General features: G+C 59.9%; 18 protein-coding genes and 2 tRNA genes. 10 read left to right on the top strand and 10 right to left on the bottom strand.

Annotation, left to right across the window (positions count from 1 at the left end; all coding sequences use genetic code 11):
• Positions 1-28: 28 nt before the first annotated feature.
• The 5 genes from groL to AACW30_RS26535 all read right to left on the bottom strand — a co-directional run bounded on the left by groL (position 29) and on the right by AACW30_RS26535 (position 4,645).
• Positions 29-1,675 carry a chaperonin GroEL gene (gene groL / locus AACW30_RS26555; RefSeq protein ID WP_106578329.1) on the bottom strand — a complete coding sequence of 549 codons (1,647 nt, stop codon included), beginning with the start codon at positions 1,673-1,675 and terminating at the stop codon, positions 29-31.
• Between the two features lie 50 nt (positions 1,676-1,725).
• Positions 1,726-2,022 (bottom strand): co-chaperone GroES, encoded by a 297-nt coding sequence (locus AACW30_RS26550; RefSeq protein WP_017846112.1) that lies wholly within the window; start codon positions 2,020-2,022, stop codon positions 1,726-1,728.
• Between the two features lie 247 nt (positions 2,023-2,269).
• Positions 2,270-2,746, bottom strand: coding sequence for an FxsA family protein (locus AACW30_RS26545; RefSeq protein WP_016971150.1), 477 nt, complete (start codon positions 2,744-2,746; stop codon positions 2,270-2,272).
• A gap of 66 nt (positions 2,747-2,812) precedes the next feature.
• A complete protein-coding gene (locus tag AACW30_RS26540) occupies positions 2,813-3,544 on the bottom strand; it encodes a HugZ family pyridoxamine 5'-phosphate oxidase (protein ID WP_200623841.1) in 732 nt (243 codons plus the stop codon).
• Positions 3,545-3,637: 93 nt separating this feature from the next.
• Positions 3,638-4,645, bottom strand: coding sequence for a DUF481 domain-containing protein (locus tag AACW30_RS26535; protein ID WP_106578327.1), 1,008 nt, complete (start codon positions 4,643-4,645; stop codon positions 3,638-3,640).
• 133 nt (positions 4,646-4,778) lie between these two features.
• Between AACW30_RS26535 and AACW30_RS26530 the strand changes: the two genes are divergently transcribed.
• The 4 genes from AACW30_RS26530 to AACW30_RS26515 all read left to right on the top strand — a co-directional run bounded on the left by AACW30_RS26530 (position 4,779) and on the right by AACW30_RS26515 (position 9,536).
• Positions 4,779-5,141: an MGMT family protein gene (locus AACW30_RS26530; protein WP_106578326.1), complete on the top strand. Its 363-nt coding sequence runs from the start codon at positions 4,779-4,781 to the stop codon at positions 5,139-5,141.
• A gap of 43 nt (positions 5,142-5,184) precedes the next feature.
• The gene (locus AACW30_RS26525) at positions 5,185-6,717 is read left to right on the top strand and encodes an AmpG family muropeptide MFS transporter (protein ID WP_106578325.1); all 1,533 of its coding nucleotides are present in this window, start codon (positions 5,185-5,187) and stop codon (positions 6,715-6,717) included.
• Between the two features lie 129 nt (positions 6,718-6,846).
• Positions 6,847-8,562 (top strand): proline--tRNA ligase, encoded by a 1,716-nt coding sequence (locus AACW30_RS26520; RefSeq protein WP_200623840.1) that lies wholly within the window; start codon positions 6,847-6,849, stop codon positions 8,560-8,562.
• A 20-nt stretch (positions 8,563-8,582) separates the two neighbouring features.
• On the top strand, positions 8,583-9,536 hold the full coding sequence (locus tag AACW30_RS26515; protein ID WP_106578323.1) for a hypothetical protein: 954 nt from the start codon (positions 8,583-8,585) through the stop codon (positions 9,534-9,536).
• A 130-nt stretch (positions 9,537-9,666) separates the two neighbouring features.
• On the opposite strand, the gene dinB is transcribed toward AACW30_RS26515, so the two are convergent.
• Entirely contained in the window at positions 9,667-10,725 is a 1,059-nt protein-coding gene (dinB, locus tag AACW30_RS26510; protein ID WP_119736885.1) for a DNA polymerase IV, read from the bottom strand.
• 280 nt (positions 10,726-11,005) lie between these two features.
• On the opposite strand from dinB, the gene AACW30_RS26505 reads away from it, so the two are divergent.
• From AACW30_RS26505 to AACW30_RS26490, 4 genes are all read left to right on the top strand, one after another.
• A tRNA-Met gene (locus tag AACW30_RS26505) sits at positions 11,006-11,082 on the top strand.
• 208 nt (positions 11,083-11,290) lie between these two features.
• A tRNA-Met gene (locus AACW30_RS26500) sits at positions 11,291-11,367 on the top strand.
• A 279-nt stretch (positions 11,368-11,646) separates the two neighbouring features.
• Complete coding sequence (gene mprF, locus AACW30_RS26495; RefSeq protein ID WP_106578321.1) at positions 11,647-14,289, top strand: bifunctional lysylphosphatidylglycerol flippase/synthetase MprF; 2,643 nt, start codon at positions 11,647-11,649, stop codon at positions 14,287-14,289.
• The gene (locus AACW30_RS26490) at positions 14,289-15,575 is read left to right on the top strand and encodes a virulence factor family protein (RefSeq protein WP_106578320.1); all 1,287 of its coding nucleotides are present in this window, start codon (positions 14,289-14,291) and stop codon (positions 15,573-15,575) included. Before mprF ends, AACW30_RS26490 begins: the two co-directional genes overlap by 1 nt.
• Positions 15,576-15,714: 139 nt before the next feature.
• On the opposite strand, the gene recJ is transcribed toward AACW30_RS26490, so the two are convergent.
• Positions 15,715-17,424, bottom strand: a complete 1,710-nt coding sequence (gene recJ / locus AACW30_RS26485) for a single-stranded-DNA-specific exonuclease RecJ (protein ID WP_106578319.1) — start codon at positions 17,422-17,424, stop codon at positions 15,715-15,717.
• Between the two features lie 189 nt (positions 17,425-17,613).
• Positions 17,614-18,156 (bottom strand): YaeQ family protein, encoded by a 543-nt coding sequence (locus tag AACW30_RS26480; protein WP_003193952.1) that lies wholly within the window; start codon positions 18,154-18,156, stop codon positions 17,614-17,616.
• Positions 18,157-18,305: 149 nt separating this feature from the next.
• On the opposite strand from AACW30_RS26480, the gene AACW30_RS26475 reads away from it, so the two are divergent.
• Both AACW30_RS26475 and AACW30_RS26470 read left to right on the top strand, forming a co-directional pair.
• Positions 18,306-19,505, top strand: a complete 1,200-nt coding sequence (locus AACW30_RS26475; RefSeq protein WP_179609763.1) for a CaiB/BaiF CoA transferase family protein — start codon at positions 18,306-18,308, stop codon at positions 19,503-19,505.
• Positions 19,505-20,392: a TIGR02285 family protein gene (locus tag AACW30_RS26470; RefSeq protein WP_200623839.1), complete on the top strand. Its 888-nt coding sequence runs from the start codon at positions 19,505-19,507 to the stop codon at positions 20,390-20,392. The genes AACW30_RS26475 and AACW30_RS26470 overlap by 1 nt, the downstream gene beginning before the upstream one ends.
• A gap of 178 nt (positions 20,393-20,570) precedes the next feature.
• On the opposite strand, the gene AACW30_RS26465 is transcribed toward AACW30_RS26470, so the two are convergent.
• Both AACW30_RS26465 and thrC read right to left on the bottom strand, forming a co-directional pair.
• Complete coding sequence (locus AACW30_RS26465) at positions 20,571-20,855, bottom strand: DUF3509 domain-containing protein (protein WP_106578316.1); 285 nt, start codon at positions 20,853-20,855, stop codon at positions 20,571-20,573.
• Positions 20,856-21,266: 411 nt separating this feature from the next.
• Positions 21,267-22,676, bottom strand: a complete 1,410-nt coding sequence (thrC, locus tag AACW30_RS26460) for a threonine synthase (RefSeq protein ID WP_119736873.1) — start codon at positions 22,674-22,676, stop codon at positions 21,267-21,269.
• Positions 22,677-22,728: the final 52 nt, after the last annotated feature.

Genomic DNA, 22,728 nt, shown 5'->3' with positions numbered 1-22,728 from the left:
GGTTTTTCAGGTGCCGGGTAAGGCTGGCTTACATCATGCCGCCCATGCCACCCATGCCGCCCATGTCTGGCATACCGCCGCCAGCCGAGCCTTCTTTCTTCGGTGCATCAGCGATCGCAGCTTCGGTGGTCAGGATCAGACCGCCGATGGAGGCCGCTGCCTGCAATGCCGAACGGGTTACCTTGGTAGGGTCCAGGATGCCCATTTCGATCATGTCGCCGTAGACGCCAGTTGCAGCGTTGTAACCGTAGTTACCTTTGCCGTTCTTGACTTCGTTGACCACAACGCTCGGCTCGTCGCCGGAGTTGGCAGCGATCTGACGCAGTGGAGCTTCAACGGCACGACGCAGTACAGCGATACCCACGTTCTGGTCTGCGTTGTCGCCTTTGAGGTCAACCAGCGCTTCCAGAGCACGGATCAGCGCAACGCCACCGCCAGGTACCACGCCTTCTTCAACGGCTGCACGGGTTGCGTGCAGGGCGTCTTCAACGCGGGCTTTCTTCTCTTTCATTTCAACTTCGGAACCAGCGCCAACCTTGATCACTGCAACGCCGCCGGACAGCTTGGCCAGACGCTCTTGCAGTTTTTCACGGTCGTAGTCCGAGGAAGTTTCGGCAACCTGGGCACGGATCTGAGTGATGCGAGCCTGGATGTCCTGGTCTACGCCAGCACCGTCAACGATGATGGTGTTTTCCTTGGAGATGGTCACACGCTTGGCGCTGCCCAGGTTTTCCAGGGTGGCGCTTTCCAGGCTCAGGCCGATCTCTTCGGAGATAACGGTACCGCCAGTCAGCACAGCGATGTCCTGCAGCATGGCCTTGCGACGGTCGCCGAAGCCTGGAGCCTTGACGGCTGCGACTTTAACGATGCCACGCATGTTGTTCACAACCAGCGTCGCCAGGGCTTCGCCTTCAACGTCTTCGGAAACGATCAGCAGTGGGCGGCCGGCTTTGGCAACGGCTTCCAGCACTGGCAGCATTTCGCGGATGTTGGAGATCTTTTTGTCGACCAGCAGGATCAGCGGGCTGTCCAGCTCGGCAACCATGGTTTCTGGCTTGTTGACGAAGTACGGGGACAGGTAGCCACGGTCGAACTGCATGCCTTCTACAACCGACAGTTCGTTTTCCAGGCCAGTGCCTTCTTCAACGGTGATCACGCCTTCTTTACCGACTTTTTCCATGGCTTCGGCAATGATGTCGCCGATGGAGCTGTCGGAGTTGGCGGAGATGGTACCGACCTGAGCGATAGCCTTGGTGTCAGCGCATGGCTTGGACAGGTTTTTCAGCTCAGCAACAACAGCGATGGTCGCCTTGTCGATGCCGCGCTTGAGGTCCATCGGGTTCATGCCGGCAGCAACGGCTTTGTAGCCTTCGTTGACGATAGCTTGAGCCAGAACGGTAGCGGTGGTGGTGCCGTCGCCTGCGTCATCGTTGGCACGGGAGGCAACGTCTTTGACCAGCTGCGCGCCCATGTTCTCGAAACGGTCTTCCAGTTCGATTTCTTTTGCTACAGAAACGCCGTCCTTAGTGATGGTCGGAGCGCCGAAGCTCTTCTCGATGATCACGTTACGGCCTTTAGGGCCCAGGGTCGCTTTTACTGCGTCAGCCAGGACGTTGACACCGGTGAGCATTTTTTTACGGGCGGAATCGCCGAATTTAACTTCTTTAGCAGCCATGATCGATATTCCTTAAATTCTTTGGAGTAACGGAAAAATGAGCGGGAAAATCAGCCTTCCAGTACAGCGAGAATTTCGTTCTCAGCCATTACCAGCAGGTCTTCGCCGTCAACTTTCACAGTGTTGCTGCCGGAGTAAGGGCCGAAAACAACCTTGTCACCGACTTTAACGGCCAGCGCACGCACTTCACCGTTTTCCAGAGTCTTGCCTGGGCCTGCAGCGACGATCACACCGTGGTTGGCTTTTTCAGCAGCCGAACCTGGCAGAACGATACCGCCAGCGGTTTTCTTTTCTTCTTCGCTGCGACGGATAACGACGCGGTCGTGCAGAGGACGAAGCTTGCTCATTGTCGATCTCTCCTAATTGTGTTTTTCATCGGCCGGTATCGGTACCGGCGGGTTGTATTCCGGCTGTGCCGGTCGCGCCTCGCCAAGCAGGACGCGGAAGTCTGTCTGGTGTCGCCACCAGAAACCTTGCGGTGACCGTTACATAAGGGCGCATAAGCTTATTACAAGGGGCCGCGGCGGAAATTTTTTATGTTTGCCGACGCACAAAAGCAACACGGCACCCGAAGGTGCCGTGCCAATAAAGCGGTTATTTGCTGTCGCGGTGTTCGAATTCGCCTTCGATCACATCGCCCTCGCGTCCCAAAGGCTGGCGCGGAGCCGGGCCACCACGGGGTTGCAGGTCATCGGCGAACGCACGCTGGCGAATCGCCGCTTCTTCGGCGCGCTGACGCATCTTGCCGGCCAGCAGCTTGCGAGTGACCGGCAGCAGCATGACCAGGCCGACCACGTCGCTGATGAAACCCGGCAGGATCAACAGGCCACCGGCCAGGGCCATCATCAGGCCTTCCAGCATGGTTTGCGCGGGCAGCTCGCCGCGGTTCAGGCTTTCACGCGCACGCAACGCTGTGGCCAAGCCGGCGACGCGCAGCACCAGAACGCCGAGCATCGAGCCGAGAATGATCAATAACAGGGCCGGGAAAAACCCGATCGCACTGCTGACTTGAACGAATACGAACAGCTCCAGCACCGGGAACAGCAGAAAGAGCAATAAAAAAGGGCGCATCAAATGGTTCCTCAACGCAAGAATGCCTTGCCAGTCCACCTTAGATGACGTCGCCATTTCGTGAATTCAAGCGTTGGTAGGCTCTTTTTTCGGCCAAACCTCAGCGTGGGCCAATGAAACCAGGGCTTCGCGTACTTGTGTCGGAGTGTTGCAAGGCGTCGCGAACGGCAACCAATGCAGCGACTGGCCAATGCGCAGGTGCATGCCTTCGCTGTCGATGCCGGCCAATTGCGCAGGTTCAAAGGTCGGCAAGCCGGTCAGCGCGACGTAATGGGCGATGGCCTTGGTGTGGTCGGCGTTCATGTGCTCGACCATGCTGCGCTCGGCCTTGCCTGCAAATGGGTTGGCCAGTGTCAGGTGGTCGACCCAGTGAATCGCGCCAAACCCGCCTATATAGCGGTGACGCACCGGCTTGAGTACCCAGAAGTCGAAATCGTGGGCCTTGTGGTAGTTGGCCGAATCGGGGAAGTAACGGTAATAACGCTCGGCAGCCGCTTCAATGGCAGTGGCATCTTCGAGTTTCTCGGCTTCAGCCAGGTAGGTCAGACGCCCCACTGCCTGCACGTCATCGGCCTCGCGCTCACCCACCAGCAGCGAGCACTTGGGGTCTTTTTGCAGGTTATGGGTGTGCTGGGCGATACGGCTGATCAGGATCAGCGGGCGGCCCTGCTCGTCGAGGCAATACGGCACGACCGAGCCGAAGGGAAACCCGGGCATGGCTTTGGACAATGTGGAGAGAGCCCCACGGTATTCCTTGAGCAACAGCTCTCGGGCGTTCTTGGCAACGTGCGCGCTCAACGTATGACTCCTCGGGTATTCCGCCGCCCACAGCATATGGGAATGGATCTCAACACAAGGTAATCAATATCCGCGCAGGTTGCCAGAGTGCACTTACCAGGCCACGCCGAACCCTGCGGTGTAACGGGTCTTGCTCAAGCTGCTTTGCGATTCGCCACTGATGATGTCGCGTTCAGCCTTGAGGTTGAGGGACGCCCATTCGGTGACCTTGTAACGCAGGCCCATTTCCGCATCGAGGGAGTAATCGGACGGCCCGGCGAGCGGCTTGCCCACTTCGCCGTTGGTGAAGAACTCCACAGTCTTGCCCACCAGATAGCGGTTGTAGTTCCACTTCATGGCCAGCGAGTAGAAATTGGATTTACCGCCGTCGGCATATTCGTAATCGGTGCGGTTCACCAGCGAACCGAGGGAGAACGCGCCCAGCTCATCGTCCCAGAACTGGTAGCCAGGGCCGGTACCGACCGTGCGCTGGCGGGACAAGTCTTCCACCTTGTCGCGCTTGTAGGTCAGGCGGCCTTGCCAGAACCAATGCTCGGTGATGAAACGGTCCAGGTCATATTCCAGCGCCCAGTTGTCGGTGGTGGTGACGTCATCCTGGAACTCGCGGTTGTATTCGCCCTGCGCGGTATGGCGCCACTGGCCGTGACGGGCCGTGGTCTTGAAGTCCACGTCGTAATCATTGGTGTCTTTGTCGGCGCGCTTGTAGTCCAGCGCCAGGTCGACGTTGCCCTTCCACACAAGGTCTTCGATGACCGGCTTGGGCTTGAGGATTTGCTGGATACTGGCCAGTTCCACGGTTTTGGGCGCCTCGCCATTGGCCAGCACCACCTTGCCGTCATCCGCAGCTTTCAGGGATTTGGCCTTCTCACCGCTGTATGCGTCCTGCTTGACCAGCAACTCCTGGTCACTTTCCAGGGTTTTCACCTGCTTCCAATCCACCGGGATGGCCCCTGCGTAGCTGGTCTGAATCAGCAACTTGCCACCGTCGAAGACTTTGATCTTGCCGGTCAGGCGGTCACCGTTCTTTAACCACACGGTGTCGGCGAGCAGGGGCGTGGAGGCGCTGATAACAGCGAGGCACAGCAAGGTTCTGGACAACATAAGCGTATTCGGGGCTCAGGGTTGGCGAAAAAGGGGCGTTATCGTGTTAGATAGCTAGGACTGACTCAAGTATTTATATTGAGTTCAATTCTCAACACCATGATTACAGACGTTTCTTACAAAGACCCTGACGATGCCCACAGTGATTGAACCCGCCGATCCCCCCCAAAGCCCGGCAGAAATGCGCCGTACGGCGTTGTACCTGACGTTGGCGCAGGTGCCCGAAGGCTGCGTGGTGAGTTACGGCGAATTGGCGCAGCTGGCCGGGCTGGGCCGGGCGGCCCGCTGGGTCGGCCGCACGCTGAGCCAGTTGCCCGAGGACAGCCGGCTGCCCTGGCACCGGGTGCTGGGCGCCGGTGGTCGGATAAGTCTGCCAGTGGGCAGTGCCTCAGGTGACGAGCAACGTGCGCGTTTACGCAGCGAAGGTGTCAGTATCCTGAACAATCGCGTTGATATTCAGCGTCATGGCTGGCGCCCGGTAGAGCACAGCGGTTAGAGTGCGCGCTTTGTTTCCGCAAATCTGAGGCAGACTCCAGCCCATGCCCCGTAAAACCTGGCGCGCCGCGCTCGCCGCCTATGCCAGCCCCTCGACGTTAGTGCTGTTGTTGCTCGGTTTCGCCGCCGGCTTGCCTTACATGTTGGTGTTCTCGACGCTTTCAGTGTGGTTGCGCGAGGCCGGTGTGGCCCGCGAGACCATCGGTTATGCGAGCCTGATCGGCTTGGCCTATGCCTTCAAATGGGTCTGGTCACCGCTGCTCGACCAATGGCGTTTGCCGCTGCTCGGTAAACTCGGACGACGTCGCTCCTGGCTGGTGCTGGCCCAGACGCTGGTGATCCTCGGGTTGATCGGCATGGGCTTTTGCGACCCGCAAAAGCACTTGTCGTGGCTGATTGCTATTGCTGTGATCGTCGCCTTCGCCTCGGCCACCCAAGACATCGCGGTAGACGCCTATCGCCTGGAAATCGCCGACGACAGCCGCCAGGCCGCCCTCGCCGCCAGCTACATGTCCGGTTATCGCATCGCCGCCCTGCTGGCCACCGCCGGCGCACTGTTCTTTGCCGAAGGCTTCGGCTCGACCGGTTTCAACTATAAGCACTCGGCGTGGACCGGCACTTACGTGCTGTTCGGCCTGCTGATGATTCCGGCGCTGCTGACCACCCTGTTCATGCGCGAACCCAATGTGCCACTGCGAACGCAGTTGCAGGCCGGCCGCTACAGCTTCGTGCATCAGCTGGTCTCGGTGTTTGTACTGATCGTGTTGCTGGTGTCCGTCCCGGCGATGTTCACCCAGCTCTACAACACCGATTTCGCCAGCGTCCTGTTCCACGGCGTCAGCCTGTGGGAACTGTTGATGGAGGACCGCGCCTTCCTGCGCGCCATCCTCTATATCATCCTGACCACGCTGTGCCTGTCGGCCATGGGCCGACGCGGCCTGGCGCCGGTACTGACGCCGGTCAACGACTTTATCCTGCGCTACCGCTGGCAGGCCTTGCTGCTGCTCGGGCTGATCGCCACCTATCGCATGTCGGACACGGTGATGGGCGTGATGGCCAACGTGTTCTACATCGACCAGGGCTTCACCAAGGACCAGATTGCCGGAGTGAGCAAGATTTTCGGCCTGATCATGACCCTGCTTGGCGCCGGCATGGGCGGCTTGCTGATCGTGCGCTTCGGGATCCTGCCGATCCTGTTTATCGGCGGCGTGGCCTCGGCCGGCACCAACCTGTTGTTCGTGATGCTGGCGGACATGGGCCCCGACCTGCAGATGCTGATCTTCACCATCTCGCTGGACAACTTCAGCTCCGGCCTTGCCACCTCGGCGTTTGTCGCCTACCTGTCGAGCCTGACCAACCTCAAGTTCTCCGCTACCCAATACGCGCTGCTCAGCTCGATCATGCTGTTGCTGCCGCGCCTGATTGGCGGCTATTCAGGGGTGATGGTGGAGAAGTTCGGCTATCACAACTTCTTCCTGATCACCTGCCTGCTGGGCGTACCGACGCTGTTCCTGATTGCCCTGCACTGGTTTCAGGAAAATAGACGGATTCGGTTGAGCCCGCCCACCGAAGACTGACACACCTCTGTCAATGTGGGAGCAAGCCCGCTCCCACACCGCCTCTGCATTCTGATACCTGTACTCCAGCAGTTTGCGCCCGTACAATCCCAAGTCATTTCAAGTCCAAGCAACCGACAACGGCCTACCATGCGTACCAGTCAATATTTGCTCGCCACACAGAAAGAAACGCCTTCCGACGCGGTTGTGATCAGCCATCAGCTGATGCTGCGCGCCGGCATGATCCGCAAACTGGCCTCCGGCCTGTACACCTGGCTGCCCATGGGCTTGAAGGTGATGCGCAAGGTCGAAGCCATCGTTCGCGAAGAAATGAACGCCGCCGGCTCTCTGGAAGTGTTGATGCCGAGCACGCAACCGGCTGAGTTGTGGCAGGAATCCGGGCGCTGGGAAGAGTATGGCCCTGAGTTGCTGCGCTTCAAGGACCGTCATGGCCGCGACTTCTGCGCCGGCCCGACCCATGAAGAAGTGATCACCGACCTGATGCGCAATGAGCTGAGCAGCTACAAGCAGCTGCCGCTGAACCTGTATCAGATCCAGACCAAATTCCGTGACGAAATCCGCCCACGCTTCGGTTTGATGCGCGGCCGCGAATTCATCATGAAGGACGCCTACTCCTTCCACGCTGACCAGGCCTCCTTGCAGGTCACCTACGACCGCATGCACCAGGCTTACTGCAACGTGTTCACGCGCCTGGGCCTGAAATTCCGCCCGGTTGAAGCGGACAACGGCTCCATCGGCGGCGCCGGCTCCCACGAGTTCCACGTGCTGGCCGAGTCCGGTGAAGACGATATCGTCTTCAGCAACGGTTCCGACTACGCGGCGAACATCGAGAAAGCCGAAGCCGTGCCACGGGAAACGTCCCGCCCGGCGCCAAGCGAAGAGCTGCGCCTGGTGGACACCCCAGAGACCAAGACCATCGCGGCGCTGGTGGAAAAATTCAATCTGCCGATTGAAAAGACCGTCAAGACCCTGATCGTGCGCGCCGAAGAAGAAGGCAAGCTGATCGCCCTGGTCATCCGTGGCGACCACGAACTCAACGAAATCAAGGCTGCCCAGCAACCTGGCGTGGCCAGCCCGCTGGTCATGGCCACAGACGCAGAACTGCGCGATGCAATTGGCGCCGGTGCCGGTTCGCTCGGCCCACTGAACCTGCCGCTGCCGATCATCATCGACCGTTCGGTCGAGCTGATGAGCGACTTCGGCATTGGCGCGAACATCGACGACAAGCACTACTTCGGCGTGAACTGGGAGCGTGACCTGCCAGTTCCAACCGTGGCCGACCTGCGTAACGTTGTTGCCGGCGACCCAAGTCCGGATGGCAAGGGCACCCTGGAAATCAAACGCGGCATCGAAGTCGGGCACATCTTCCAGCTGGGCAACAAGTACAGCAAGGCGATGAAGTGCGAAGTACTGGGCGAGAACGGCAAGCCGATCACCCTCGACATGGGCTGCTACGGCATTGGTGTTTCCCGTGTGGTGGCAGCGGCCATCGAACAGAACAACGACGAGAAAGGCATCATCTGGAGTGACGCCCTGGCGCCGTTCCAGGTCGCTCTGGTGCCGCTGCGCTACGAAACCGAGCAAGTACGCGAAGCCACCGACAAACTGTATGCCGAACTGACGGCCGCCGGTTTTGAAGTGTTGCTGGATGACCGCGACAAGAAAACCAGTCCCGGCATCAAGTTTGCTGACATGGAACTGATTGGCATCCCGCACCGAATCGTGGTCAGTGACCGCGGCCTGGCCGATGGCAATCTGGAATACAAGAGCCGGACCGAAGCCGAAGCCCAACCGTTGCCGGTGGCTGACGTGCTGTCTTTCCTTCAGGCGCGTATTCGTCGCTGAAAACCAGATCAAGAGAAGTCATGTTCAAGCGAAACACCAGAGCCCTGGGGGGCGCCGCCTTGTGCGGCGCCCTGCTGGTCAGCGGCTGCGCCAACCAGATGTCGCAACGCAGTGAGCACGAGGAGCGGGTCGAGCGCAAATTGCTCGACCACAGCCTGCAGATCGATGTAGGTGAACCCAAAGTGCTGGAACTGCCGCAACGCCGGGTTCGCATTCACGAGCAAAAGACCTTTGAGGTCACCGAATTCGAAGTCACCCGCCGTTACGATCGCTACACCCCCTACCAGCCCTGGCGCAAACTCTATGAGATGCCCTTGGGTGCGGTCGCCCTGGTGGCCGGCGCGGGGGCCAACGTGGCGAACATCTTCGCCCTCGGCAACCTGCCGACCAGCATGACGCGCGACTGGCTGAGCTACGGCGTGGACGGCATCAACCCGTTCATGAACGTGCAATCCCACGGCCGTGCGCAACAGAACCTGGCCGGTATCGATGAAGTCCAGCGTGACAAGCGCACAGAGTATTCGAGCCTGCCCTGGAGCGAGCGTCCGGTACAGGTCACCGCCGGCAAGCAGACCCACGAGCTGACCACCGACCGCGACGGCGTGCTGCGCCTGAACCTGTTGGACAGCCCGTTTGCCGAGCAGGACCTGAACCGCGTCACCACCTTGAAGATCAGCGTGGAAGATGGCCAGGACGACGTGCACTCGGACTCCACCCTGGCGATCAGCAATACCCTGCGCGGCAAGTTGCTGGAAGCCCATGGCCTGATCTACGACGACCTGGAAGACGACGAAGTCAACCAGTGGGTGCACCGGGTCAAGCGCCTGTCGGAGCTGGGCCTTGAGGAAGAAGCCAGTGAGCTGGAACAAAGCCTGATCGAGCTGACCCGCAATGATCCCGAGTTGCAGCAGGAGTTTGTGCAGGCGCTGACCAAGGATGCGGGACGGTTGGTGGCGGACCCTGGGGCACGCTAGGACCTCAAGACAGGTAAAGAGCTAAATGTGCGAGCGGGCTTGCTCGCGAAAGCGGCGTATCAGTGATGAATGTATCCACTGACACGGCGCCTTCGCGAGCAAGCCCGCTCCCGCATTTGGCTTCCGGCTTCTACCAGGGGAACTGCAGCTGTTCGTTCCCGCTGCTCAGATCCAGCAACCGCACCCCGATCCCCAATAACCGCACCGGTTTGCCGCCGCGATTGAACGCCTGGGTCAACAGCTGTTGATAACTCTCCAGATCACGCCCTGCCCCAGCCTGCTCCAAGGTGGTTTGAGTAAAGTCGTGAAACTTCACTTTGACGAACGGCTTGCCCGCGCGATAGCTGCTGTCGATGCGCGCCATGCGTCCGGCCAGGGTTTCCATCAGCTCGGGCAGTTTCGCCAAGCAACTTGAGAGATCCGGTAAGTCCACGTCGTAGGTATTTTCCACACTGATGGATTGCCGACGGCTGTCGTTCTGCACCACGCGGTCATCAATCCCACGAGCCAGGCTCCACAGACGCTCGCCAAAACTGCCGAATTCACGCACCAGCGCCAGCTTGTTCCACTCACGCAATTGCAGACAGTCTGCAATCCCAAGGCGCGCCAGCTTATCGGCGGTCACCTTGCCAACGCCGTGCAACTTGTTCACCGGCAACTGGGAGACGAAGTCTTCGATCTGATCCGGGGTGATCACAAACAGGCCGTTGGGTTTTTTCCAGTCGCTGGCGATCTTGGCCAGAAATTTGTTCGGCGCAACGCCGGCGGACACGGTGATGTGCAGCTGGTTGGAGACTCGGCGACGAATGTCTTGAGCGATGCGCGTGGCACTGCCGCCAAAGTGCGGGCTGTCAGAGACGTCCAGGTAGGCTTCGTCCAGCGACAGTGGCTCGATCAGGTCGGTGTAATCGCGAAAGATCGTCTGGATTTCCTTCGACGCTTCCTTATAGGCATCCATGCGCGGCTTGACGATGGTCAGGTCCGGGCACAGCTTCAAGGCGTGGCGGGAAGACATGGCCGAACGCACCCCGTAAGCCCGCGCCTCATAATTACAGGTGGCGATCACCCCCCTTCTGTCCGCCGAGCCGCCAACCGCGAGGGGCTTTTGTGCCAGGCTCGGATCGTCGCGCATCTCGATGGCGGCGTAGAAGCAATCACAGTCGACGTGGATGATTTTGCGCTGCGTCATATAAACAGAGGGTGTAATCCAACGGGTGGCCAGTATCGCACTCACCCCTGTATATAGCACCAGTAGTTTGAATCTTCCGCTTCAGCGGTAGGAAATTTTACTGATGAATTTATTTTCTCAATCGAAATTCGCCTGCCGATAGAGCTGAAACCCTCGGCCACACTGGCCCCGCGCCCTTCCACGGGTTGCCTTGGAGAGCTAACCGATTGAACCACAAGCGCTTTTCTTCTATTCACGGGTTGACACACTCGCGTTCCTCTGTAGAATGCCGACACACAGACGCGGGATGGAGCAGTCTGGTAGCTCGTCGGGCTCATAACCCGAAGGTCGTCGGTTCAAATCCGGCTCCCGCAACCAAACATCAAAAAAGGCTACTCGAAAGAGTGGCCTTTTTTGTGCGCGCTTGTTTTGCATGTGTACGCAAATTGTAAGACAGAAAAATCGTTGTCCTGCGCGCACTTACCGCACGTGGTCGGCGTGCAACGGGCTAATTCACACTAATTTGACCCATCGGCCCATTAACGGTTGACACCTCGGCGTTGGGCTGTAGAATGCCGCCCACAGACGCGGGATGGAGCAGTCTGGTAGCTCGTCGGGCTCATAACCCGAAGGTCGTCGGTTCAAATCCGGCTCCCGCAACCAAACATCAAAAAAGGCTACTCGAAAGAGTGGCCTTTTTTGTATCTGGCGAAAAAGTTCTTCTGAAACAATGGCATGGCATCTTTCATGAAACCGTACACGGTTTGTAGAGTCCATCTCATTGCAAGCTATGCTGAATGCTCAAGCATTACCCTCTACGACCAATGGCCGCAGTCGCCGCACCCGGCGATACGCGTTAATATTTGTAATTATTTTGTCCATAGGGATTGGTAACTTGGCTGGATACCTCCATCCTGTCGCGCACAATCCACGAGGTGATTGATGCGCGCCAACTCGTCTGAACCACAAGACACCGTCACAGCGACACAACCGATCACACCCACCCGTTTGCGTTGGCTGGATCTGTTGAGCAAATACCGTCAGCCGATCGGGCTGGCCGTTACCCTGTTGCTGTTCGCAATCGCCCTGATCGCCTGCCGACACTTACTGCTGGAACTGGACCTGTATGCGCTCCACGACTCGATCCTGGAAGTGCCCAGACCCGCCCTGCTGGGTGCGTTCGCGGCGGCCGTCGCCGGTTTCATCATTCTGCTGGGTTATGAATTCTCCGGCGCACGCTACGCCGGCGTAAAACTGCCGGCCAAGACCCTGGCGCTGGGCGGCTTCACCGCCTTTGCCATCGGCAACGCCATTGGCTTGTCGATGCTCTCCGGCGGGTCCGTGCGCTACCGTTTATACGCACGCCACGGTATTGGGGCTTCGGAAGTGGCGCACATGACCGTGTTCGCCAGCCTGGCCCTTGGTACGGCGCTGCCGCCACTGGCAGCACTGGCCACACTGAGCAACCTGCCGGCGGCATCGACCTACCTGCACCTGTCGCAAGGCGTGCTCGGCGGTATTGCCGGTGCAGTGCTGCTGCTGTCCGCCGCGCTGTGCATCGGCATTTACCGCCGTCGCCTGCCGGAGCAACCTTATCCAGACAACCTGCTGGTCAAGGCGGGGCGTCGCACCCTGCGCCTGCCGGGCCGGCGCCTGACGTTCCTGCAACTGATCATCACCGCGCTGGACGTTGCCGCTGCCGCCACCGTCCTTTATATGCTGCTGCCGGAAGCGCCGCCGTTCGGCCCCTTCCTGCTGGTGTACCTGCTGGCCCTGGCCGCCGGTGTACTCAGCCACGTGCCAGGCGGTGTTGGCGTGTTCGAGGCGATTCTGCTCGCGGCATTCGCCGACAAGCTTGGCGCCGCGCCACTGGCTGCTGCCCTGCTGCTCTACCGCATGATTTATGTGGTGCTGCCGCTGCTGATCGCCTGCGTGTTCCTGCTGGTCAACGAAGCCCAGCGCCTGTTCCAGACCCAGCAAAGCCTACGGGTCGCCTCCGGCCTGGCCGCTCCGGTGTTGGCCGTACTGGTTTTTTTGTCAGGCGTGGTCCTGCTGTTTTCCGGCGCAACGCCGGAAATCGACTCACGCCTGGAAAACATCGGCTTCCTGATTCCCCACCGCCTGATTGACGCCTCGCACTTCGGTGCCAGCTTGATCGGCGTGCTGTGCCTGTTGCTCGCCCAGGGCTTGCGTCGGCGTTTGTCGGCCGCCTGGATGCTGACCATGGTGTTGCTGCTCACCGGCGCCCTGCTCTCACTGCTTAAAGGCTTCGATTGGGAAGAAGCCAGCCTGATGATCATGACCGCCGTGCTGCTGGCGATCTTCCGGCGCTCGTTCTACCGCGCCAGCCGCCTGACCGAACTGCCGTTCTCGCCGCTGTATTTGGTGGCCAGCGTCTGTGTGTTGGGCGCCTCGATCTGGTTGCTGCTGTTTGCCTATCAAGACGTGCCGTACAGCCACCAGCTGTGGTGGCAGTTCACCCTGGACGCCAACGCCCCACGCGGCCTGCGCTCGCTGCTGGGTGCAGCGGTGCTGTTGGTGATCGTCTCGCTGACCTGGCTGCTGCGCACCGCGCGCCCGGTGATTCATCTGCCAACCCCGGACGAACTGGAACGCGCCACCAAGATCCTGATGGCCTCCTCACAGCCCGACGGTGGTCTGGCGCTGACCGGCGACAAGGCGCTGCTGTTCCACCCCAACGATGAAGCCTTCCTGATGTATGCCCGCCGCGGGCGCAGCCTGGTGGCCTTGTATGACCCGATCGGCCCGACCCAGCCGCGCGCCGAGATGATCTGGCAGTTCCGTGACCTGTGCGACATCCATCACGCGCGCCCGGTGTTTTATCAGGTCCGCGCCGAGAACCTGCCGTACTACATGGACATCGGCCTGACCGCGATCAAGCTGGGCGAAGAAGCTCGTGTCGACCTGAAACGCTTTGACCTGGAAGCCAAGGGCAAAGAGATGAAGGACCTGCGCTACACCTGGAACCGTGGCACCCGGGACGGCCTGTCCCTGGAGATCTTCGAACCGGGCCAGGCGCCGATGGAAGAACTCAAGGTCATCTCCGATGCCTGGCTGACCGGCAAGAACGTGCGGGAAAAGGGCTTTTCCCTAGGCCGTTTCAGCGACGACTACCTCAAGCACTTTCGTATCGCGATCATTCGCTTCGAAGGGCGCCCGGTGGCCTTCGCCAACCTGCTCGAGACTTACAACCATGACCTGGCCAGTCTCGACCTGATGCGTGCGCACCCGGACGCGCCGAAGCTGACCATGGAATTCATGATGGTTGGCCTGATTCAACATTATAAGAACCACGACTACGCCCGCTTCAGCCTCGGCATGGTGCCGTTGTCGGGCCTGCAACCACGCCGTGGCGCACCGCTGACCCAACGCCTGGGCTCGATGGTGTTCCGACGTGGCGAGCAACTGTATAACTTCCAAGGTTTGCGCCGCTTTAAAGACAAGTTCCAGCCTGACTGGGAACCCCGTTATATGGCCGTGCCCGCAGGACTTGATCCGCTGGTGGCACTGGCCGATACCGCCGCCCTGATTGCGGGCGGCTTGACTGGATTGGTGAAACGCTGATGATTCGACGCTCCTGGCGGTATGTATTGGCCTTTGTAGTGCTGCTCGCGCTGATCGCGGCGGGTGGCTTCTGGTACTGGAACCGCCCTGCCCCGCAACCGACCCTGGAACAATTGCCCCAGGCCGACGGTTCGGTGATGACCCGTGTGACGCCTAACGGCTCGGCAAAAGCCCGTGTGGCCGTGGCCGTAATGGCCGATGAGACCCTGACCGATAGCCAACTGATTGCTCTGAGCCAGGGCGGCTCTGCGCAAATCGTTCAAGTGATCCTGCCAAAGGATGACTGCAAGCTGCAGGAACAAGCGCTGCAAAGCGCCCTGGCACAGCTCAAAGGCCCGGCAACGCTGGTCAGCGGCATCGGCCCTGGCGCAGCACTCGCCTGGCGCTGGCTGGCCACACAGAACGATGACAAGGCCAACGCCATCTCCGTCGGCTTCGCCCTGGTGCAGGAAGGCTGCAAGGACCCACTGCCGAAGACCTCTGCCCATGGCAATTGGCTGGTGGCGTGGAACGATAATCCTGACGACGAAAGTGCCAGTTTCGTACGCGACACCCCGCGCGCGACTACCAGCATCAGCGACTACGACATCCACTACCCGCAAGTGCTGAACAACGAACTGCGCAAGCAGCTGGTGGGTTCGGACAACGGCGGTCTGGCGATTCCGGTAGTTGAAGTACCGGCCGGCCAAGCCAAGGACACCGTCACCCTGTTCCTCTCCGGTGATGGCGGCTGGCGTGACCTGGACCGTGACGTCGCCGGTGAAATGGCCAAGATCGGTTACCCGGTCGTGGGCATCGACACCCTGCGCTACTACTGGCAGCACAAAACGCCTGAACAAAGCGCCAAGGACCTCACCGAATTGATGCAGCACTACCGGCAGAAATGGGGCACCAAACGCTTCGTGCTGACCGGTTATTCATTCGGCGCCGACGTACTGCCGGCGATCTACAACCGCATGCCGGAAAACGAACAGCAGCGCGTCGACGCAATCATCCTGCTGGCATTTGCACGCACCGGCAGCTTTGAGATCGAAGTGGAAGGTTGGTTGGGCAACGCCGGTAAAGAAGCCGCCACCGGCCCGGAAATGGCCAAGTTGCCGGCTGACAAAGTAGTGTGCATCTACGGCGCCGAAGAAGTCGACGAGAGTGGCTGCACCGACAAGACCGCTGTTGGCGAAGCCGTGAAGCTGCCAGGCGGGCATCACTTTGACGAGAACTACCCAGCGCTGGCACAGCGCCTGGTGGATATCATCGTCAAGCATCAGGCCAAGGACAAAGCCGAGTAATTCCGGGTATTGCATGGCTTGAAATGTGGGAGGGGGCTTGCCCCCCGATGGCGGTGGGTCAGCTACAGATACGCTGACTGAAGTACCGCTATCGGGGACAAGCCCCCTCCCACATGTGTTTTTGCAGTGTGGTTTAGATTCAGCGCGGTTCGATGTGCGCAATCATCAACTGCACAGTCTCATTCCCACGAAACTCGTTCACGTCCAGCTTGTAGGCCAACTCGACCCAACGCACCGTCGGATTAGGCCAGACCTCACGGTCCACACCAAACGCAATGCCATCAAGCTTCACCGACCCGCATTCGCTCTTGAGCACCACTTTGAGGTGCCGCTCACCGACCACGCGCTGCTCGACCAACTGAAACACACCGTGGAACAACGGCTCGGGAAAGTGCTGCCCCCACGGCCCGGCATGCCGCAATGCGCGCGCCAGTTCCAAGTGAAACTCTTCCACCGCCAGCGTGCCATCCGACAGCAACCGGCCCGTCAGGTCTTCTTCTCGCAGTTGCCGACGGACTTCAGCGTCAAAGGCCTCGGCAAACAGCGGGAAATTCGCCTCTGGCAAGGTCAGACCGGCCGCCATTGCGTGGCCGCCGTATTTGGTGATCAGGCTGGGATGCTGGCTTGCGACGACCGCCAGCGCATCACGGATGTGAAAACCCTGCACAGAGCGCCCTGAGCCCTTGAGCAGGCCGTCACCGGCATCGGCGAAGGCGATGGTCGGACGGAAATACCGCTCTTTCATTCGCGACGCCAGAATGCCGATCACGCCCTGGTGCCATTCCGGGTCGAACAGGCACAAACCATAGGGCATCGATTCCACGGGCAAGTCCTTGAGCTGAGCGAGCGCTTCGCGCTGCATGCCCTGCTCGATGGATTTGCGGTCCTGGTTCATCCCGTCCAGCTGCGCTGCCATTTCCCGCGCGGCGGCGAAGTCGGTGGTGAGCAGGCATTCGATGCCCAGGCTCATATCGTCCAGGCGCCCGGCGGCATTCAAGCGCGGCCCGAGGATAAAACCGAGGTCGGTGGAGGTGATGCGCGCGTGGTCGCGCTTGGCGACTTCAAGAATCGCCTTGATGCCCGGCCGCGCGCGACCGGCGCGAATACGCTCCAGGCCCTGGTGCACCAGGATGCGGTTGTTGGCGTCCAGAGGCACCACGTCGGCGACACTGCCCAAGGCCACCAGGTCGAGCAACTCGCCGATGTTCGGCTGTGGCTTGTTGGCGTACCAACCCAGGCTGCGCAGTCGCGCGCGCAAGGCCATCAGCACATAAAAGATCACGCCTACGCCAGCCAGCGCCTTGCTGGGAAATTCACAACCGGGCTGGTTCGGATTAACGATGGCATCCGCCGCCGGCAACTCATCACCCGGCAAGTGGTGGTCGGTGACCAACACCTTCAACCCTGCCGCCTTGGCCGCCGCCACGCCTTCGACACTGGAAATGCCGTTGTCCACGGTGATCAGCAACTGCGGCTCGCGCTGCAGCGCCACCGCAACGATTTCCGGCGTCAGGCCATAGCCGTATTCGAAGCGGTTGGGCACCAGGTAGTCGACATGGGCCGCACCGAGCAAACGCAGGCCCAGAGTGCCTACCGTGCTGGCAGTGGCGCCATCGGCGTCGAAGTCACCCACGATGAGGATGCGCTGGCGCTGCTCCAAGGCCGTCACCAGCAGGTCCACCGCCGCGTCGATGCCCTTGAGCTGCTGGTAGGGAATCAACCGCGCCAGGCTTTTGTCCAGCTCAGCTTCGGACTGCACCCCGCGTGCGGCGTAAAGACGGGTCAACAGCGGTGGCAATTCACCGAGAAACGGCAGGACAGCGGGCAACGGGCGAGGATCGATACGCATGGGGTGACGGAAGCTTCTCTTCTAGTACAACGGTTAAACAATAATGCTGAAAGCAACATGGATCAGCTGTAGGAGCCGGCTCCTGTGGGAGCGGGCTTGCTCGCAAATGCATCACCTCGGTATCGCTGAAAGGCCGAGGTGTCTGCATCGCAGGCAAGCCAGCGCCCACACAACCCGACTCCCAGAATTTCAGCCGCGTTCGCCGACCAGCCATTGCAATTGCACTTCATGTTGGCCACGGTCGTCGGTCACAAAAATCGTGCCCTCACTGATCATCACGTCCCACTTGATCACGCGCGGCATGTCCTTGGCCAGGGTCTCGAGGACTTCCTGCGGCACGGCAGCGATGTGCACGTTCTTCAGGTTGTTGGCCACCGGCACCACTTTGCCTTCCCACACGCGCAAGCTGCCATAGGCGAGCAAACTGGTGCGCTCGGTACGGCGCGAACACCAGGTCAGGCGGTCGGCGTCAGGCTGGCCGACTTCGATCCAGTGCAGCACCCGATCATCCAGGCTTTTTTCCCACAGGGCTGGTTCGTCGACATCTGACAGGCCACGACCGAACGCCAGTTGCTCGTTGTACCAGAGGGCGTAGGCCAGCAGGCGCACGGTCATGCGCTCTTCGGTTTCCGATGGATGGCGGGCGATGGTCTGTTTGACGCTCTCATACACCGAGCGATCGAGGTCGGTGAGGTTGAGTTCGAATTTGTAGGTCGTGGACGGCTGGGCCATGAACGGGCTTCTAGAGACAGGGAAAGGCGGCCAGTCTAACCGATGGCGAGGTCAATCAACGAATACTGCGCTGCATCATCCTTATCCCTGGGCCGCTCGCCTATGTTAAAAGGCATCACACCACCGTCCCGCGCTTGCTAAGGATCCTCATGTCGTTTAATGCCAAACCGCTTGCCGGCCTGAAAGTCATCGAACTGGGCACCCTGATCGCCGGACCGTTTGCGTCACGTATCTGTGCCGAATTCGGGGCCGAGGTGATCAAGGTCGAGTCTCCTGATGGCGGCGACCCGCTGCGTAAATGGCGCAAGCTGTATGAGGGCACGTCGCTGTGGTGGTTTGTGCAGGCGCGTAACAAGAAGTCGCTGACGCTGAATCTCAAGCACCCGGATGGCTTGGCGATTCTCAAACAGTTGCTGGCAGACGCCGACATCCTGATCGAAAACTTTCGCCCGGGCGTACTGGAAAAACTCGGCTTGAGCTGGGAAACCCTGCATGCCCTGAACCCCAAGCTGGTGATGGTACGGCTTTCAGGTTTTGGCCAGACCGGGCCAATGAAGGACCAGCCAGGGTTCGGCGCGGTGGGCGAATCCATGGGCGGTTTGCGCTATATCACCGGTTTCGAAGATCGCCCGCCGGTACGCACCGGAATTTCCATCGGCGATTCGATAGCCGCCTTGTGGGCGGTGATTGGTGCGCTGATGGCGTTGCGTCATCGCGAAGTCAACGGCGGGCTTGGCCAGGTGGTGGACGTGGCGCTGTATGAGGCTATCTTCGCGATGATGGAGAGCATGATTCCGGAGTTTGATGTGTTCGGGTTTATCCGTGAACGCACCGGCAACATCATGCCCGGCATCACGCCGTCTTCGATCCATACCAGCGCCGATGGCAAGCATGTGCAGATTGGGGCCAATGGCGACGCGATCTTCAAGCGCTTCATGTCGGCCATTGGGCGTGAGGACCTGGCCAACGATCCGACATTGGCGAGCAATGATGGGCGCGACAGCCGCCGTGACGAGCTGTATGGCGTGATCGACCGCTGGGTCAATTCGCTGCCACTGGACCAGGTGGTCGAGCAACTCAACCAGGCCCAAGTGCCCGCCAGCCGCATCTACAGCGCCGAAGACATGCTCGGCGACCCACAATTTCTGGCGCGGGAAATGTTCCTCCAGGCTCAGTTGCCGGGCGGCAAGGACTTCAAGATGCCAGGGATCGTGCCCAAGCTGTCGGACACGCCCGGCAGTTGTGAATGGGTCGGGCCGCAGCTGGGCGAGCACAACGGCGAGGTACTTAACCAATTGGGCTACGACACGGCGGCCATCACCCGCTTGCGCGAGGGCGGCGCGATCTGATGGCTGGCCCGTGTAGACGCTGGTCCATTCCCTTGTGCTTCATCGGCGCGATGTTCGGCGTATGGCCGCTCGCCGTGCGTGCCGAGGACACGATGATCTGGTTGCTGCGCGACCTGCCGCCGCTGACCATCTTCGAGGGCCCACAGAAAGGCCAAGGGGCATTGGATCAATTGCTGCCTGTGCTCAGCGAGCGTCTGCCGCAATACCGGCACACCGTGATGCACGTCAATCGCGCCCGCGGCATCCAGATGCTGCGCGCCGCCTCCCTGACCTGCGACCCGTCGCTGCTGTGGACGCCGGAACGCGCGAAGTACATCGTGTTCTCTGCCCAGGCATTTGCGGTGGCGAGCAACGGCGTAGCCATAAGGCGAAACCAGCAAGCGGCAATGAGGCCCTTTATCGTCGACGAACACTTTGACCTGCAAGCCTTCCTCGACGCCCACAAAGCACGCATCGGCGCCACCGCCGAACGCAGTTACGGCCCCGTCATCGACGAACAGCTAAAAGGCGTCGATCCCCACATTCTGGCGCTCCATTACGGCAATGACGCCCTTGGCAGCCTGCTGCAAATGCAACGCCTTGGGCGGCTGGAAGCGGTGCTGGGCTACTGGCCGGAAATCCGCTATCACGCCACGCAACAAGGCATCGCCGCACGAGACCTGGTGTTTTATCCCATCAAGGGCTCAGCGCCTTATCAGCGTACGCATATCGGTTGCTCGGATACGCCTCAAGGCCGCCTGGCCATGGCACGTATCGACCAGGTATTACGCGACATCCCGCAGGAGCAGTTACAGCAGTCCTACACATCGTGGCTGGACCCGGTCACGCGAGAACAATACTTGCGCGACAACCCTGGTTTTTTCCAGGATTCACCGAACCCTGAGTGATCACAGGACAAATCGCAGGCAAAAAGAAACCCCGAAGAGTGGGGAGACACTTCGGGGTTAAACGTGGCCTACAAAGACCAGTACAACAAGCCACAAACACCGGAGCACAATGTTTGCTCTTGCTGTTACAAAATCTGACCGGCCATGCTGTAGGAAGTTTCCCTAGTTAAACAATTCTTCATGCAAGGGCGCCATTGCGGGTCTGGGCAGCACTGCGCAAGGCCGCGATGACGGACGGCTCCAGACGCCCTTCGGCGATTTTCAGATCGCGCAGCAAGCAATCCACCACATCCACCAACACGCGTTTATCGGTCAATTGCGCGCGGTCAACTTCACGCTCGACAACGATGGCGCCGGCCGGGTTCTTCACGGTCACCAGGCATTCGTCCTGCACACCAGCGGTGGTCAATGTCACCTGATAAGGGCTCAGTGCTTCTTCGAGCAATAGGCTGATACTTTCCATCTCGATCACCACTCAATAGTTCGGGAACAATCGTTTCAACGGGAGCTGCATCTATCCTAAGTGACTGGTTATGACGTAGGAAAGTTCGCTTTATCGTCTTTATGGGGCCGTCAGGGAGTGACGTGAACCAGCATGCACTTGAAACATGACAGGCAAAAAACGCGCGTACACTCCTGCTTACGCATCGATGCCGAACAACGCACATGCAGTGCGCAAGCTCACAAGATCACCCGAGAGAATGCCTGGTACCCAATGGGTGTCGTCATGGCCATGTTTACGGTATTGGGCACCGTCGTAGCCCCTGCGCAGCAGCTGCTCGGGTAAGCGCTCGTAGCAAGCAGGCCTGCCTTAAACAAAAAACGCCGCTGACCCGAGGAAGGGAAAGCGGCGTTTTTGCCTACGCGGTTCGCCTTACAACGGCTTGCCACGGTTCCCGTGCTGGCTGACAAACGCCTGCACAGTCTTCAAGTCATTGGCCAGCACCGTGCAACGCTCTTCGCGCTCGAACAGGTCAGCCAAGTGCTCCGGTAATTCCAGCGCCTTGCCTACGCCCGCCTTCTCCACCGCTTCCGGGAATTTGACCGGGTGAGCCGTACCCAGAATGACCATCGGAATATCCAGGCTGCGACGGCATTCGCGCGCTGCCTTCACACCGATAGCGGTGTGCGGGTCCAGCAGTTCGCCGGTCTGGGCATAGACTTCAGCGATGGTTTCGCAGGTCTGTGCATCGTCCACCGCCAGGGAGTCGAACAGCTTGCGCGTTTCGGTCCAGCGCTCTTGGTCGACGCTGAAACCGCCACCGCTCTTGAAGCTGCTCATCAGCTCGGCCAGGGCGGCGCCATTGCGACCGTGCATGTCGAAGAGCAGGCGTTCGAAGTTCGACGACACCATGATGTCCATCGACGGCGACAGCGTCGCGTGCAGGGTTTCCTTGACGTACTGGTTGCCGCTCATGAAGCGGTGCAGGATGTCGTTGCGGTTGGTGGCGACGATCAACTGGTTGATCGGCAGGCCCATATTGCGTGCCAGGTAACCAGCGAAAATGTCGCCGAAGTTGCCGGTCGGCACCGAGAACGACACCGAACGCGCCGGGCCGCCCAGCTGCAGGGCTGCGTGGAAGTAGTAAACGATCTGGGCCATGATCCGCGCCCAGTTGATCGAGTTCACGGCGACCAGGCGCGTGCCCTTGAGGAAGCTCTGGTCGGCGAAGCTGTTCTTGACCATTTCCTGGCAGTCATCGAAGTTGCCTTCGATGGCAATGTTGTGGATGTTCTCACCAAAAATGGTGGTCATCTGGCGACGCTGCACTTCCGACACGCGCTTGTGCGGGTGCAGGATGAAGATGTCGACGTTTTCACAGTGCTTGCAGCCTTCGATGGCCGCCGAACCGGTATCACCGGAGGTCGCGCCAATGATCACCACGCGCTCGCCGCGTTTTTCCAACACGTAATCGAGCAAGCGACCGAGCAGCTGCAGGGCGAAGTCCTTGAACGCCAGGGTCGGGCCGTGGAACAGCTCAAGTACCCATTCGTTGCCATTGAGCTGACGCAATGGCGCGATGGCGCTGTGGGAAAACACGCCGTAGGTTTCTTCCAGGATCTTCTTGAAGTCTGCATCCGGAATGCTGCCAGTCACGAACGGGCGCATCACGCGGAAGGCCAGCTCGTGGTACGGCAGGCCGGCCCACGAAGCGATTTCTTCCTGGGTAAAGCGTGGCAGGTTTTCCGGCACATACAGGCCGCCGTCCGTGGCAAGGCCTGCCAGCAAAACGTCTTCGAAATTCAGGGCCGGTGCCTGGCCGCGGGTGCTGATGTAACGCATAGGGGCAAACCTTCGGTTTGGGCTTCAAGCCTCAAGTGACAAGCTGCAAGTA

It is taken from the genome of Pseudomonas sp. MF6747, assembly GCF_963890955.1.
Lineage (GTDB): Bacteria > Pseudomonadota > Gammaproteobacteria > Pseudomonadales > Pseudomonadaceae > Aquipseudomonas.
The sequence above is the reverse complement of the archived record's forward strand: the minus strand, read 5'-3'. Positions and strand labels throughout refer to the sequence as shown.